At 69.8% G+C, this 13728-nt stretch carries 13 protein-coding genes; 5 read left to right on the top strand and 8 right to left on the bottom strand.

Annotation, left to right across the window (positions count from 1 at the left end; translation table 11 throughout):
- The first annotated feature begins 538 nt into the window (after positions 1-538).
- The gene (locus ACU4E7_RS20910) at positions 539-1213 is read left to right on the top strand and encodes a dienelactone hydrolase family protein (RefSeq protein ID WP_447019996.1); all 675 of its coding nucleotides are present in this window, start codon (positions 539-541) and stop codon (positions 1211-1213) included.
- A 31-nt stretch (positions 1214-1244) separates the two neighbouring features.
- Here the strand turns inward: ACU4E7_RS20910 and ACU4E7_RS20905 are convergent, their stop codons facing one another.
- From ACU4E7_RS20905 to ACU4E7_RS20890, 4 genes are all read right to left on the bottom strand, one after another.
- The gene (locus tag ACU4E7_RS20905; protein ID WP_238121154.1) at positions 1245-1457 is read right to left on the bottom strand and encodes a ChaB family protein; all 213 of its coding nucleotides are present in this window, start codon (positions 1455-1457) and stop codon (positions 1245-1247) included.
- 80 nt (positions 1458-1537) lie between these two features.
- Positions 1538-1966, bottom strand: coding sequence for a DUF3775 domain-containing protein (locus ACU4E7_RS20900; protein ID WP_238121155.1), 429 nt, complete (start codon positions 1964-1966; stop codon positions 1538-1540).
- Between the two features lie 139 nt (positions 1967-2105).
- A complete protein-coding gene (locus ACU4E7_RS20895) occupies positions 2106-2636 on the bottom strand; it encodes a flavin reductase family protein (protein ID WP_238121156.1) in 531 nt (176 codons plus the stop codon).
- Positions 2637-2660: 24 nt separating this feature from the next.
- Entirely contained in the window at positions 2661-2789 is a 129-nt protein-coding gene (locus tag ACU4E7_RS20890) for a hypothetical protein (protein WP_273546153.1), read from the bottom strand.
- Positions 2790-3072: 283 nt separating this feature from the next.
- On the opposite strand from ACU4E7_RS20890, the gene ACU4E7_RS20885 reads away from it, so the two are divergent.
- On the top strand, positions 3073-3654 hold the full coding sequence (locus tag ACU4E7_RS20885) for a hypothetical protein (RefSeq protein WP_447019995.1): 582 nt from the start codon (positions 3073-3075) through the stop codon (positions 3652-3654).
- Positions 3655-3703: 49 nt separating this feature from the next.
- Positions 3704-4738 carry an AI-2E family transporter gene (locus ACU4E7_RS20880; protein ID WP_447019994.1) on the top strand — a complete coding sequence of 345 codons (1035 nt, stop codon included), beginning with the start codon at positions 3704-3706 and terminating at the stop codon, positions 4736-4738.
- Here the strand turns inward: ACU4E7_RS20880 and ACU4E7_RS20875 are convergent.
- The 3 genes from ACU4E7_RS20875 to ACU4E7_RS20865 all read right to left on the bottom strand — a co-directional run bounded on the left by ACU4E7_RS20875 (position 4718) and on the right by ACU4E7_RS20865 (position 10998).
- A complete protein-coding gene (locus ACU4E7_RS20875) occupies positions 4718-6178 on the bottom strand; it encodes an alpha/beta hydrolase (RefSeq protein WP_447019993.1) in 1461 nt (486 codons plus the stop codon). The genes ACU4E7_RS20880 and ACU4E7_RS20875 overlap by 21 nt on opposite strands.
- A gap of 90 nt (positions 6179-6268) precedes the next feature.
- Positions 6269-9733, bottom strand: coding sequence for an AAA family ATPase (locus ACU4E7_RS20870; RefSeq protein WP_447019992.1), 3465 nt, complete (start codon positions 9731-9733; stop codon positions 6269-6271).
- Complete coding sequence (locus tag ACU4E7_RS20865; protein WP_447019991.1) at positions 9730-10998, bottom strand: metallophosphoesterase; 1269 nt, start codon at positions 10996-10998, stop codon at positions 9730-9732. The genes ACU4E7_RS20870 and ACU4E7_RS20865 overlap by 4 nt, the downstream gene beginning before the upstream one ends.
- Before the next feature lie 304 nt (positions 10999-11302).
- Between ACU4E7_RS20865 and ACU4E7_RS20860 the strand changes: the two genes are divergently transcribed.
- Together ACU4E7_RS20860 and ACU4E7_RS20855 are read left to right on the top strand one after the other, a co-directional pair.
- A complete protein-coding gene (locus tag ACU4E7_RS20860) occupies positions 11303-12085 on the top strand; it encodes a hypothetical protein (RefSeq protein WP_238121162.1) in 783 nt (260 codons plus the stop codon).
- Positions 12086-12098: 13 nt separating this feature from the next.
- Positions 12099-12473, top strand: a complete 375-nt coding sequence (locus ACU4E7_RS20855) for a TfoX/Sxy family protein (protein WP_447019990.1) — start codon at positions 12099-12101, stop codon at positions 12471-12473.
- Positions 12474-12479: 6 nt separating this feature from the next.
- Here the strand turns inward: ACU4E7_RS20855 and ACU4E7_RS20850 are convergent, their stop codons facing one another.
- Positions 12480-13430: an alpha/beta hydrolase gene (locus ACU4E7_RS20850; RefSeq protein ID WP_447019989.1), complete on the bottom strand. Its 951-nt coding sequence runs from the start codon at positions 13428-13430 to the stop codon at positions 12480-12482.
- Positions 13431-13728 lie beyond the last annotated feature (298 nt).

Raw genomic sequence — 13728 nt, 5'->3', positions numbered from 1 at the left:
TGAGATGAAGAAAAAACTTGTGATATATTAAATATCAATTCTGAGATAAGTAAAAATAATTCATTGATAATGAAGTTTACGACATATCTTTCAGTTTGTTGTTTCTGTCGGTGGAGCCGGCTGTGCACGCCATGCAATCTTTGGGCGATCATGTAACGTCATTGCGCGCGCTCGTCATGAGCGGTCGGGATGCGTGAAAAATCACGTGCTGCAAATACGTTGGCGCCATGGAGCCGGGGTCGCCCGGTGCTGCCTGGGCGTGGCGGATTGATCCGATCTACTGACCGGTGGCTGATGGGGGCGGCGCAGCATGATCGCGCCGGTGCCGGGGACAGTCGGATGTGGGGAGGGGTGTCCTAATACCGTATTTCAGGTCGGTGTGCTGCGTTGTACCTGCTTCATGCGGGCGATTCCCGGTCGGCGGCGGCGGTCGGTGGGGCAGGGAAAACGAAAAGGTTTGCGCGAGATCAAAGAATGGCGCGACAGTGGCGGTGATCCTGCGATGTTACGGCGGCCCCGATGCGCAGGAGGATGGCTCGTGGGCGTGATGCCTCAGGAATTCAACACTTCGCGCGAGGTCCAGATCCCGCCCTTCGGGCTGGCGGGGGAGGTTGTGGTTCCCGCCGGTGCGCGCCGGCTGGTGGTGTTTGTGCACGATGCCGCCTCCGACCACACCAGTGTGCGCAACCGGACCGTGGCGCGGCTTCTGCAACCCCGGGGTTTCGCCACCGTGGTGTTCGATCTGGTGCGACCGCAGGATCGGGCGGACGGCGCACGGGTGGTGGATGACCTGATCGAGCAGAGCGACCGGCTGGTGGAGCTCCTCTCCTGGATCGGCCGGGAGCGCGATCTCGCCTCCCTGCCGTGCAGCCTGTTCGGCGCCGGAACCGGCGCGGCGGTGGCGCTGGTGGCGGCGGCCCGGGTCCAGTCACGGGTCCATGCGCTGGTCTCGCGCGGCGGGCGGCCCGATCTCGCCAAGCCGGTGCTGGGCCTGGTGCGGGCACCGACCTTGTTGCTGGTCGGCAGCGCCGATCTGGAGGTGCTGGACCAGAACCGCAGCGTCATGGCCCTGTTCGGCGGACCCGCTGCGCTTGAAGTGGTGCCGGGGGCGAGCCACCTGTTCGCCGAGGAGGGCGCCCTGGAGGCCGTGGCCCGGCTGACGGCGGACTGGCTGACCGCGCAGGTGGGCCTCGCCTCCTCCGGCCAGCGATGAGCCCCCGGGGCTGTCTCCGCACGCGCTGAGTTCAGGGACGGATCGGCACCCAACGCGCGCCCGCCTTCACATAGCTGCGCTTTACCGCCGCCCACGCGATGCGGTGGGCAGCCTCCTCGCGGCGCGGGTCGTCCAGATGGGCGGCAAAGGCGGCGTTGAAGGCGGCGCGGTAGATGTCGCAGCCGTGCTGAGGCAGGTGCTGGCGCACGGCGGGCGGCAGGTCGTCATTGCTCCGGTATGGCAATCCGGCCTCCCAACGGTGCAGGCGCAGGGGGAGACGTGCGGCCCGCAGGAGACACACGCATGTCTCGTGCCGCGCAGGGCTCAGTCGGCTTCTGTCTCGTCGCTGTCGAGATCCTCGCAGGAATAGCCGAGCTGCGACAGGGCCTCCTCCAGATAGTCGGCCAGCAGCGGGATGCCCAGAAGATAGGTTGCGGTCCGGTTGTTGTGGGCGCGGGCGGCTTCGGCGCGCAGCTCGTCCCAGCTGTTGAAGTCGCCGTCGCCGCGACCAAGCCACGCCAAGGCCACCAGATCCTCCTGCTCATCCTCATTCATGTCGCGGATGAAGGAGACGATCTCGCTGCGCACCGGGTCGCTGGCGTGATCCTCCAGCACCGACACCATGGCGTCGTCGGCCGCGTTGGAACCGCTATCGGGATCGCTGACGGCGTCCTTCACGTCGAATTCGCGCGCCAGCTGGATCAGAAAGCACACCTTCTCCAGGGAGACGGTCAGATTCGGGGCATCGGCCATGGTGCTTCTCCAGGAAAATCAGGCGGGGCTGCCAGACAGCCACCGCGCGCTGCACTCTTATCCTGAATCTCGCATCCATGTCCGGCCGGCGTTGACCGGCGTCAAACGGGCGCAGGTTGGCCCGGCCCCGGGGGCGCCCTCACGGCATGGCGGAGGGCAGCTTGATGATCTCGCCATCGACCGCAAACGTGCCGTAGCCGCGGTGGTGGATGGTCTTGGGTTGCTTCTGCGCGGGATCGCGCCACGCCTTCACCACCTCCAGCACGAACAGATTGTGGCTGTTCACGAGGCGGGTGTTCACCACCTTGCATTCGAGGTTGGCGAAGCATTCGGCGATGAGGGGCGCCTTCACCTGTTCCGCCGGCAGCGGCGTCAGTCCGAAGGTGGCGAACTTGTCGGTGTCGGCGCCGGAGCAATTGCCGATGCCCACCACTTTCTTGGCAAGCTCCACCGCCGGCACGGCGATCACGCATTCCTTGGTGGCGCGCAGGGCGGTGAAACTGAAATCGCCGCCGCTGACCACGCAGGCCACCAGCGGCGGGGTGAACTCCACCATCATGTGCCACGACATGGTCATGACATTGGGCACGCCCCGTTGGCTGGTGGTGAGCAGCACCACCGGCCCGGGCTCCAGGACCTGATAGACCTCGTCGAGAGGCAGATCCTTCACGGCAGATCCCTTATTGCAGGCGCGTCAGGGCCGCCGGCGGGCGCGCACGCGAACCGGGATCGCCTGGGGCTTCCGCGCGGCCTGGTGAAGGGCGAGCTGCACGGCGGCAACGGAACCGAGGGCGAGAAGCGCGAGCGTCGCGAGCGACAACATGGATAATCTCCCTGGGAGGACAATCGGGGCCGGCGCAGTGTGGCGCGCCGACGGCACCAGCAAAACCCCCGAAGCTGTGGCGAGCCTTGCTTCTCATCAAATATGCAGCGCCGGCCGCTTCGCGAGGGTGTTCACGTTTTCTTGAGCACGTTTTCGAGTCCGCTTGCCCGGCTGCCGCGGGGGATGGCGTTGAACCATGGTCGGTGACGGCGCCGGGCTCCCGCGGCGCAGGAAATGACGTATGAGCACGGCGGGCCGCTCACGGCCTCGAGGCCTGTCTTTCATGAATGAGACATCCGTGGCCGCCGCATCGGCGACCACCAATGAGATCCATCTGCACCTCTCCGATGTGAAGACCTTCTTCCAGGAGCCGGAGCTCGATCCGTTCGTGGGCGAGGACCTGGATATGTCCGGTATCGACCAGCTGATGGATGCGCTGAAGGCACAGAGCGACTGGAAGAAGCACACCCTCAGCGCCGTGCTGCATCTGCCGCCTGCCGCCCGTGCGGACCCCCATGTGGGCGAGATGCCGCGGGCGCTGGCACGCTATTGCGACAAGCAGATCCAATATAGCCGCCGCAAGATCACCGAGTTGCGGCTGGAGGGGCGCCATGCCTTGCGCATGGGCGCGCTCTTCCTGGCCGTGTGCTTCGGCCTGTCGGCGCTGACCGAGAAGCTCCTGGGTTCGGAAAGCCTGTTCGGCCAGGTGCTGGTGGAAGGCTTCATCATTGCCGGCTGGGTGGGCCTGTGGCACCCGCTGGAGCTGTTGCTATACGCCTGGTGGCCTTACGCGCAGGACATCAAGCTGTATGAGAAGATCAAGGCCATGCGGCTCGCGTTCGCGTTCGACCGTACGGCGGTTTGAGGCGGGACCGGATGCGGTGGGGCGAGGTTCCGTTCGGGAAGGGCTGGCGATGCGGGTGATGATGGGTCTGGCGGCGGCGGTGCTGGTGGGTGCCGCGCTCTATCTGGCGGATACGCTGTTCGCGCCGGTGGTGTTCGCGCTGTTCGTGATCGCCGTGGTGTGGCCGCTGCAGCGGGCGCTGAAGGCGCACCTGCCGTCCCTCGTGGCGGTGCTGATCACGCTTGTGATCAGCCTGGCGGTGGTGGGGGCCGTCACCTCCATCGTGGTGTGGGGCTTCACCCATGTGGGCCAGTGGGTGTTCCAGAACGCCGCCCGCTTCCAGGCGCTCTACGCCCAGCTCGGCGATTGGCTGGAAGGCCACGGCTTCGTGCTGGCGAGCGTGGTGGCCGACCATTTCGACGTGCGCTGGCTGCTGCGGGTGTTTCAGGACGTCTCCGGCCGGCTGCAGGGGCTGGCGAGTTTCCTGGTGTTCACTTTCGTCTATGTGCTGCTGGGGCTTCTGGAGGTGGATGCCGCGGTGAGCCAGCTGAAGGCGCTGGAGCGGCGGGGCAAGGGCGGCTTCCTTCTGGCCGCCGGCGCCGACATTGCCGGCAAGCTGCAGAAATACATGATGGTGCGCACCTTGATGAGCATCGCCACCGGCGCCGTGGTGTGGGTGTTCACCCTCACCGCCGGCCTGGAGCTGGCGCTGGCCTGGGGCGCCATGGCTTTTGCGCTCAATTACATTCCCTTCATCGGCCCGTTCATCGCCACTTTGCTGCCGACCCTGTTCGCGCTGGCCCAGTTCGAATCCTGGGAAATGGCGGTGTTCGTGTTCGTCTGCCTCAACATCATCCAGTTCCTGTCGGGCAGCTATATCGAGCCGCGCATCGCCGGCAAGGCGGCGGCGGTCTCGCCCTTCATGGTGCTGTTCGCGGTGTTCTTCTGGGCCTTCCTGTGGGGCCTGCCGGGGGCGTTCATCGGCGTGCCCATCCTCATCGCGGCGGTGACCTTGTGTGCCCACCACCCGTCCACCCGTTCGGTGGCGGCGCTGCTCTCCGGCCAGCCGGCGGACGAGGAGGCCTCAGGGCCGGTCGCCGGGTAGGCCGGCTTCCAGCCGCTCCAGCAGATAGGGGAAGAAGGGGTTCGAGGACATGCGCACCAGCATGTCGATATTGACGATCAGCGCCCCATATTCCCCCCGCGCCGCCACGTCGCCGAGCCGCACGCCAAAGGCGTCGGCCGGGTCCGGGGTGAGGCCATAAAGCCCGTCGTCCAGCGGGAACGGCACCGCCACGTGGGAGAGGGAATAGACATCCGGCGGGTAGGACAGGCCGAGGGCGCGCACCTGCGTTTCGGTGCTGTCGGCGGGGGTGACGCGCACCTCCACCTGGTCGGAACCGGGGTTCACATTGGTGACGACGGCGGTGCGGAAGCGGCGCGGGCCCGGCGGCAGCAGCCGGTCGAGGGCGGTATCGGCCCGGCGGTTCAGCAATTGCTCGAAATGGGTGTTGCGGTTGATGTCGAACAGCACCAGCTCGCTGCCATTGTCGGCAAGGTGGGTGTGCAGGGCCTCGATCACCGCCCGCGTGCTCACCGTATGGTCGAGCACCGATTGGAAGGTGAGCACCGGGGCGAGGCCGGCGAGCTGGCCGTTGCGCAGATGGCGCCGGATATTGGCCTGCACCGCCTGGGTGAGCAGGAACGACTGGCGCGCCGCCTGCACCGGAAATGAATTGTATTTGAACGGGTTGAACTCGGGAATGATGGAGAGCCAGGCGGCCTTGGCGAAGGCCGGGAACACCGCCGGCCAGGAGGCGATGCCGGCGAAGCGGGCAAATTCCGTCACCCCCACCATGGGCGAGACCAGCACGATCTTGGCCGGCGCCACCAGGCTCGGATCATCCAGGGCGTCGAGAGCGTGCATGAGGGCGAGTGCGCCGCCATTGGAATAGCCGATGATGTGAATGGGCTTGTCCGGCCCCACCCTTTTGCGCGCCTCGCGCATGGCGAGCCGGGTTGCGGCGATCCAGTCCTCGTAATCGACCCCGGTGAGGGCGCCGGGCACGGTGCCGTGGCCGGGCAGGCGGATCGAGATGGACAGGAAGCCGCGGGCCGCGTAGCGCCGCGCCAGATGCCGGAGGCTGAAGGGGGAATCGGTGAGCCCGTGCAGGAACACGGCGGCGCCTGCCACCGGCCCTTCCGGCTCCAGCACGAAGGTGCGGTTGAAATCCTGCGCGAAGGCGCCGGGATAGACGGGGCTCTGCGCGAAATAGCGGTTGAAGCGCACGCGGTCCTGCGGCGGCAGCTGGTCCGTCACCTGCGCCTTCACCTCGGCGAACAGGGCGTTCTCGGCCGCCAGATAGGTGGCGAGATCCGCCTGCGCCATGGCCGCGCGGCTCATCTCCTTCGGCACGAAGGTGTGCCAGGGCTCCAGCGGCGCGCCCCTTTGGGAGTCCACCGCCCGCACCACGAACACGGTGGCCAGCACGATCAGGACGCCGATGGCCGCCCGCTTCACCCAACGCCACGCCCAACCGACCATCACCTGTCCCTCGACCGCTCGCGCGCCAGCGCGCAGCGCTACTTCTAGAGCATTTTGGAGTGAAATGGGCAGCGGGTCGGGCGCGGGCGCCTAGAGCGTGATCACCTGTGCCGCCGCCCCCAGGGCCCGGGTGGCGGCCTCGGCCACGTGGGTGTGGTGGGTGAAGACGATCACCTGGGTGGTGGCGCCGAGCTCGCCGAGCAGCCGCAGGCCGGCCTCCGTGCGCGCTTCGTCGAAGGTCACGAACAGGTCGTCGGCCAGGAAGGGCAGGGGCGCCGCGCGGCGGGCATGCTCCTCGATGGCGGCCACCCGCAGGGCCAGGAACAACTGATCGCCGGTGCCCTCGGAGAGCGCATCCACCCCGTGCAGGCGGGCCTCGCGCACCGCCGCCAGCCGTGCCGGTTCGGCGTCGTAGTCGACGGCGATGCCGTCCCATTGGCCGCGGGTGAGGGTGCGAAAGGCCTCGGCGGCCCGCGTGATGATGGGGTTCTGGTGGGTCTGCCGGTAGCGCTCGATGGCGTGGGTCAGCAGGCGCGCCGCCACATGGGCCCGGGTGAAGCGGGCCATGGTGCCGTCCAGTTCCGCCACCGCATCCTGTGCCTCCTGGGCGGCGGCCGCGGCGCCGGCGCGCTGTTCCAGGGCCGCCAGCGCGGCCCGGGCCTGGGTGTGTCGCTCCACCGCCTCGTCGCGCGCGGCGCGGGCGGCGGAATGGGCGGCGGCGGCGGTCGCTGCGTCGCGCACCAGGGCGTCGTCATCGCGCTCGGCGATGGCGGCTCGGACCTCGTCGAGGCTGCGGTCGCCGCATTCACTGTCGAGGCGGGCGCGGGCCTGCGCCAGGTCGGCGCGCAGGGTCGCCGCCTCGGTGAGGCGATCGATGAGTACGGGGAGGGCCGCCGCATCGTCGAGACCCGCCTGCGCCAGCACCTCCTGGAGCCCGGTTTCGGCGCGGGCGAGGGTGGCCGCGGCGGCGGTCGCCGCAGTGGTGCGCTCGGCGAGGGTGGCATCGGCCGCATCGGCCTTGGCGCGGGCCTGCCGGGCGCCATCGAGCCGCGCCCTAAGGGCCCGCACCGTGCCGCACAGATCATCGCCGGCGGGCGCGTCCAGCTGCGCCAGCAGCGCCTCCACCTGCGCGGTGAAATGGATCTCGTCCTGCTCGATGCCGGCGATGCGGCGCTCGGCGGTGGCGAGCTTTTCGGCCAGGGCCGGAGCCTCCTGCCAGAGCTCCAGGGCCGCCTGCACCTCCTGCAGCGGCGCCGCCGCGCGGATGGCGAGGACGGGGAACACGGTCTCGGCCTCCTCGGCGCAGGCGCGGGCCTTGGCATCGAGGGTCGCGCGCTGGCGGGTGAGATGGGCGCTCTGCTCGTCGAGCCGTTTCCGATCGCGGATGAGATCGCGCTGCCGGGCGAACGCCTCGTCCCGCTCGGCAATGGCGCCGCGCAGCACCGCGAGCCGGATCGGCCCGGCGCCGAGAGCCGGCAGCTGCAATTGGGCATGCAGCTGTTCCACCTGCGCACGCTCCTGGTGGCAGACCGCGTCCTGATGGCTCAAGTCCGCCTGCTGGCGGGCCCGCTCGTCCGCGTCCGCGCGCAGCGCCGCCACTTCCTGGAGGAAGGTGAGGGCGCGCGGGTCCGGCTCGGGCGACAGGCCCGCTTCGCTCCACAGGCGCTGCCAGCGCAGCCGTGCCGCATCCAGATCGGCCTCGGCCGCCATCACCCGGGTGGCGTGGCTGGCCCGGCGCGCGGCAAGCTCGGCCAGGGCGATGTCGGCATGGCTGATGTCCGCCAGGCGCTGGCTGGCGCTCAGGCGATCGTCGGCCAGCCGGTCGGAGGCCGTCATGGCGTGCTCGAAGTCCTCGGCGCGGGCGGCATCGTCGGCCTCGGGCGGGCGCTGGCCCAGCAGGGCCGGCCGCAGGTTCTGCCACAGGCCGTCGCGGCGGTCACGGGCGGCGGCGATGGCCTGGGCGGTGGGCGCCGTGCCGGCGGCGTCCAGAATGGCGCGGCGCGCCACCCATTGGTCATGCTGCCCCTCCAGATCCGCGCCCTGCTCCTTGAGCCGGGCCAGGGTGTCGGCAGCGGCGGTGATGGCGCGCAGGGCCTGTTCCGCGGTGGCGGCATCGGGCAGTGGCGCCCGTGCGAGCGGGGTGATCTGCCAGGGGCCATAGGGCAGGCGGGCGAGGCGCGCCGCCTGGGCCTCGCGGGCGGCAGCCAATTGGCGGGCAAGGGCGGCGCGTGCGGCCTCGCGGGCTTCGGCGCCGTCGAGCGCGTCGATGGCCCGACGCAGTGGGGCAGGGTCTTCGGCGGGCGGGAGGCCACTGGCCGTGGCGTCGAGCACCCGGCGGGCGCGAATGAGCCCCTCCTCGTCCTGCGCCAGGGCGTCCCGGCGCCCGGCGAGGTCGCGCATCTGGCCCAGCAGGTCGCCGGCGCGGGCCAGCAGGGGCCGCCCGGGCAGCCGGGCGCGCAGTGTCGTCACATCGGCGAGGCCGAGGTTGGCGGCGATATGGGCCAGCCCGGCCCGCGCCTCTTCCGCCTCCTGCCGCCGGTGGGGCAGGCTGGCGCGCTCATGCTCGATCTTGGCGCGGTCCTCATCGCAGCGGACGATGGCCTCGGCCACCGCCAGCACCGCCGCATCGGGCGCAATGGCCTCGCGCGCCGCCTGGGCCATCTGCGCCGCCGCGCGCGCGGCGGCCTCGGCCTCGCTGGCGCGGGCGTGGGCATCGAGCCGGGTGCGAGCGAGCTGGGGAAACGCGCCATCCACCGCGGGCAGGGGCCCGAGGGCCGCCAGCGCCGCCTCGGCCCGCGCCACCGCCCGCAGCTCCTTGGCGGCGCGGATGAGGGCGGCGGCGCGCTGTTCGGCCAGATGGGCCTCGATCTCGGCATCACCCGCGGACGTCCGCAGGGCGGCCGCCTCGGCCTCGGCGGCGCGCAGGGCCTTGACCTCCTCGCCGCGCAGCTCGCGGGCCTGGATCTCGGCCTGGGCCGATCTGTAGCGTTCCACCGCCACATAGAAGGGGGCCTTCTTGTTCTTGCGATCGGGATTGAACAGCTCGGCGGCGCTCGCCCTCATGGCGTCGCGCAGGTCAGCGACCCGGTTGAGGCCGGGGGCGGCGGCGATCAGCGTCTCGGCCAGGTCCCCCCCACCGGCCAGCAGTTTCTTGCCGCCGTCGCGCAGGCGCTTCTGGTCGAGGCCGAAGATGTCGAGGAAGGCGGCGCGATCGTGGGCGCCGAGGAAGGGCGCGAGCACATCATCGGGCAGGGGCGCGTCCGTCTCGGGATCGACGATGGTGGCCTTGTTCCGCTTGCGACGGGCGAAGGACAGGGTGTGCCCGGCGCCATCCACCAGCGTGGCGGACAGACGCATGGCGGCGTAATCGTGCAGGAAATTGAAGCGCGACGTGAAGTCGATGCCGAACAGCACGTCGCAGGCGGCGGCCAGGGCGGTGGTCTTGCCCGCCTCGTTGGACCCCAGCACCACGCTGACGCGGGCGTCGCGATCGAAGTCGAGGGTGCGATCGGTGAAGCGGCCGTAGCGATCGAGGCCGAGACGCACGAATCTCATGACGCGGAGCCCTCCCCGGCGGGATCGCGCAGGCGGGCGGTGATGGCCTGTTCTCCCTCGGCGAGGGCCTCGGCGATCACCGCCTCCAGGTCGGCCTCGTCGAGGCCGAGCGCCTTCAGCACCGGCTTTGGCGCCTTGCCATAGAGGTCGCGGATGGTGGCGCCGATGTCGGCCCGCACGGCGGGATCGGCGGTGACCTCAGCCAGGATCTGCTCGAAATCGGCCAGTTGCGCGGGCATCGCGGTGGGTGGCGCCTCCACGCGGATGGACACCTTCTCCACCAGCACCTGGTCGCCGGCCGCTGCCGCCAGCGCCACCACATCCTCCCGCAACTGGCCCGGGTCGGCGCGCAGGTGATCGGCGAGGGGCGTGCGGCCGGTGAGGGTGAGGCGCACCGCCAGCGGTCGCCCGTCCGCCTGCTCCACCGCCTCCGCAAGGGCAACGCGCAGCCGGCCGTGCAGGTCGGCAGGGCTGCTGAGGCCCGTGAGGTCGAGGTTGAGAGACGCGAAGCGGGCGGCATCGAGGGTGAGGGCAATCATGTCGGCGATGCGGCCGTCGACCACCCGCACCAGCGTTGCCCCCTTGGCCCCGGTCTCGCGGGCGTGGCGGCCCTGCAGATTGCCGGGGAAGACGATGGCCGGGCCCTGCGGGCGCACCACCTCGCGCTGGTGAATGTGGCCCAGCGCCCAGTAATCGTAGCCGGTGCGCTCCAGGTCCGCGACGGTGCAGGGCGCATAGACCTCATGGCCCTCGCGGCCGGTGAGCGAGGTGTGGAGCACGCCGATGTTGAACTGGCCCTCCCGCGCCGGAGGATAGGCCAGGGCCATGTTCTCGGGCACATGACGCTGCGCGAAGCCGCGCCCGTGCAGCACCACGCCGATCTCCGGCAGCTCGACGCTCTCCACCTTGCGCACCGAGAAATTGTGCACGTTTTCCGGCAGCGGCAGGTCCCGGCTGATCACCGAGAGGGCGTCGTGGTTGCCGCGCAGCATGAACACCGGAATGTTCTCGCGCGCCAGCCGGCCCATCTGCCGGACGAACACATGGCCGGTGGAAAAGTCGCGCCAGTCGCCGTCATAGATGTCGCCGGCGATGACGACGAAGGCGACCTTCTCGGCGATGGCGGTCGAGACCAGATTGTCCAGCGCCTGGCGCGAGGCGCCGGTGAAGGCGGCGGCCTCCGCGCCACGCAGCGAAAGCCCGCGCAGGGGGCTGTCGAGATGAATGTCTGCGGCGTGCAGGAATTGGAACGAGCTGGCGGCCATGCGACAATCAAGGGGTACGACATCACGGGGGAGGGGCGCCCGGCGGGCGCCATGGAAGGCGCGTCAGATTGCGTGCGCCGGCCCCGTTTGGCAACCGGGGCTGACTGGCGCGCCTGCGACGGTGCTGTGCTTTCGACCCTCTTGCTGAGCCCGGTGCCTGGGGTATAGGTATCCCCCTGTCCTCTGCCCCGGACCGGTGTGGCCTTCACGCCAGGGATCGCGCAGCGACGAGGGCCGGCATAGCGGCCAGCCGAAGACGCCAGCGCGCAGCCCGTCAAAAAGATACTCACGGAGACCCGCGGCCATGGCGTCCGATCTTCCCCCGCTGTCTGAAGTCGTCTCTCATATCGTCGATGCCGTCGATCGGGCGCCGCTGGTGGACGAGCCCTTCTGGCACCTCGAATTGTCGGGCGTGTTTCCTGATGCGCTCTATCGCGCCATGCGCACGGCCATGCCCGAGGCGCGCGAGTATCGCGCCCTGAAGGGCCGCAACAATGTGAACGTGAAGGCGGACGGCTCGTCCACTCGCGTCAAGATCGATCTCTATCCGGAATATATCCGTCACCTGCCCGGCGAAAAGCGCGCCGTGTGGAGCCTGGTGGGCGAGGCCCTGCGGGCGGAGCCGGTGAAGGATGTGTTCATGCGGCGGCTGGCGCCCGGCCTCGGCCGGCGGTTCGGGCCCGACTACATGGGCACCGGCATGTTCCCCGTGCCCATGCTGACCCGCGACGTGGCCGGCTATGAGATTCCGCCCCACACCGATACCCGCTGGAAGGGCATCACCATCCAGTTCTATCTGCCGGAGGATGAGAGCATCACCCACGTGGGCACCCGCTTCGACCGGCGGCGGCCCGAGGGTGGGTTCGAGCTGGCCCAGCGCATGTCGTTCGCACCCAACACCGGCTATGCCTTCGCCGTGGGGCCGGACACCTGGCACTCGGTGGACAAGCTGGGCCCTGAGGTGGCGACCCGCGATTCCATCCTCCACACCTATTTCGTGGACAACACGCCGATGTTGGCGTTCCGCAATCGCGGCAAGCGGGTGGGCAACTTCCTGCTCAACGAGTTCCGGCATCTGGCCGGCTGAGGCCGGGCCGGCCATGGACGCCGAGACCCTCGCCGATCTGTTCGCGGCCTTCGGGCCGGTGCAGGTGCGCCGCATGTTTGGTGGGGCCGGTGTCTATGCGGACGGGCTGATGTTCGCCCTCGCTGTGGATGGGGTGCTCTATCTCAAGGCCGACGCGGCCTTTGCCGCCGCGCTGGCCGCGCAGGGCTCGGCGCCGTTCACTTATGTGGCGAAGACCGGCGCCCGCACCATGGGCAGCTATTGGCGGGTGCCGGATGCGGCCCTGGATGAGCCCGACGACCTGGCGGCGCTGGCCCGCCGTGCGCGCCAGGTGGCGGGGGCGGCGGTTCTGGAGAAGAGTGCGGCCAAGGCGCGGCGGGTGAAGAAAGTCACGGGCCCGGCGCGCTGACGCCGCTCAATGGTTCGCCATGAAGGCGGCGATGGCGGGCACCAGGGACGGCGCCAGCGGCACGTCCGGTTGGGCATAGGTGGCAAGGTTGGCCGCCCGCTCCGCCGGGGCGACCTTCAGCACATGATTCATCCCCTCCACCAGCACCAGTGCGGCCCCCGGCCGGTGCGCGGCGAGGCGACGGGCGTCCTCCGGCGCGACCTGGAGGTCGGTGGTGCCCTGGAGGATCAGCACAGGCACCTCCACCCGGCCGAGCTCCTGCGCCGGATCCAGCGGCAGCCACGACATGAGATAGGGCTGGACGCTGCGCCGGTAGAGCGCGGCAAGCTCCGGCGGAGGATCGTTGACCGCCTGCTGGCGGGTGAGGGCGTCGGCGATGGCGGCGGAGCGCTGTTGCAGCGCCGCCGGAACGCCGGCCGCCGCGAGCTGCCGGCCAATGAGCTGCGCTGCGGGGAAGCCGGCGCCGGCCACCAGGATGACCCCGGCCACCGGATGCCGTGGGGTGGCGCCAGCGGCGACCTGGGTCGCCACCAGCGCGCCTTCGCTGTGGCCGATGAGAAAGATGCGGGCGACGCGGGGCTCAGCGGCGAGCCGGTCGAGCCAGGCGGTCGCATCCTCCACATAGGTTGAGAAGCGGAGGTCCTCTTCGCGCAGGTCGGCCGGCTGGCTTTGGCCGACGCCCCGCTTGTCGATGCGCAGGCTGGCGATGCCCCTGGCGGCGAGGTCTTGCGCCAGCAGCTTGAGAGTGTTGGAGCGCGCCTGTGGGAGATTGCCGTCGCGATCCACGGGCCCGGACCCGGGCAGGATCAGCGCGGCTGGCACCGCGGCGGTCCCTGATGGCAGGGTGAGGGTGCCATGCAGCGCACCCAGCGCCACCGGCCGTTCCTCGAAAGCGGCTGCGAGAGAGGGCATGAGACCCATCACGGCGGCGAAGATCCAGGCGAGGTGTCGTGCCATCGGTCTCTCCGGGCGGGCAACTGGTGCGGGCGCGGCGTGCGCCGCGGCTGTGGTCCTCGCGCCCGTCTCGATCTTCGATGCGCGATCGCGGCCGGGCGAACCGTCCCGCGGTCTCCCCTCGCGAAACGTTTCCGGCAGACAGGCGGAAGCTCGCCCCATGAGACTGGCTTGGGTGGTGGGCATGAGCCGCAGGCAGGGATCGCGGATGTCGATTGAACTGAACGCTACGGAATGACGACGTCTGCCCCGAACGGTGTTTGCCCGGGATCGTTCGTCAGCACGACGGCCAGGATGCCGT

It is taken from the genome of Xanthobacter sp. ZOL 2024 (assembly GCF_052932325.1).
The sequence above is the reverse complement of the archived record's forward strand: the minus strand, read 5'-3'. Positions and strand labels throughout refer to the sequence as shown.

What these genes read in the sequence shown, in the direction of transcription:
- ACU4E7_RS20900 (WP_238121155.1), bottom strand. Translation starts at nt 1,966, where the DNA reads ATGGCCGATGCCCCGAATCTGACCGTCTCCCTGGAGAAGGTGTGCTTT.
- ACU4E7_RS20890 (WP_273546153.1), bottom strand. Translation starts at nt 2,789, where the DNA reads ATGTTGTCGCTCGCGACGCTCGCGCTTCTCGCCCTCGGTTCCGTTGCC.
- ACU4E7_RS20885 (WP_447019995.1), top strand. Translation starts at nt 3,073, where the DNA reads ATGAATGAGACATCCGTGGCCGCCGCATCGGCGACCACCAATGAGATC.
- ACU4E7_RS20880 (WP_447019994.1), top strand. Translation starts at nt 3,704, where the DNA reads ATGCGGGTGATGATGGGTCTGGCGGCGGCGGTGCTGGTGGGTGCCGCG.
- ACU4E7_RS20875 (WP_447019993.1), bottom strand. Translation starts at nt 6,178, where the DNA reads ATGGTCGGTTGGGCGTGGCGTTGGGTGAAGCGGGCGGCCATCGGCGTC.
- ACU4E7_RS20870 (WP_447019992.1), bottom strand. Translation starts at nt 9,733, where the DNA reads ATGAGATTCGTGCGTCTCGGCCTCGATCGCTACGGCCGCTTCACCGAT.
- ACU4E7_RS20865 (WP_447019991.1), bottom strand. Translation starts at nt 10,998, where the DNA reads ATGGCCGCCAGCTCGTTCCAATTCCTGCACGCCGCAGACATTCATCTC.
- ACU4E7_RS20860 (WP_238121162.1), top strand. Translation starts at nt 11,303, where the DNA reads ATGGCGTCCGATCTTCCCCCGCTGTCTGAAGTCGTCTCTCATATCGTC.
- ACU4E7_RS20855 (WP_447019990.1), top strand. Translation starts at nt 12,099, where the DNA reads ATGGACGCCGAGACCCTCGCCGATCTGTTCGCGGCCTTCGGGCCGGTG.
- ACU4E7_RS20850 (WP_447019989.1), bottom strand. Translation starts at nt 13,430, where the DNA reads ATGGCACGACACCTCGCCTGGATCTTCGCCGCCGTGATGGGTCTCATG.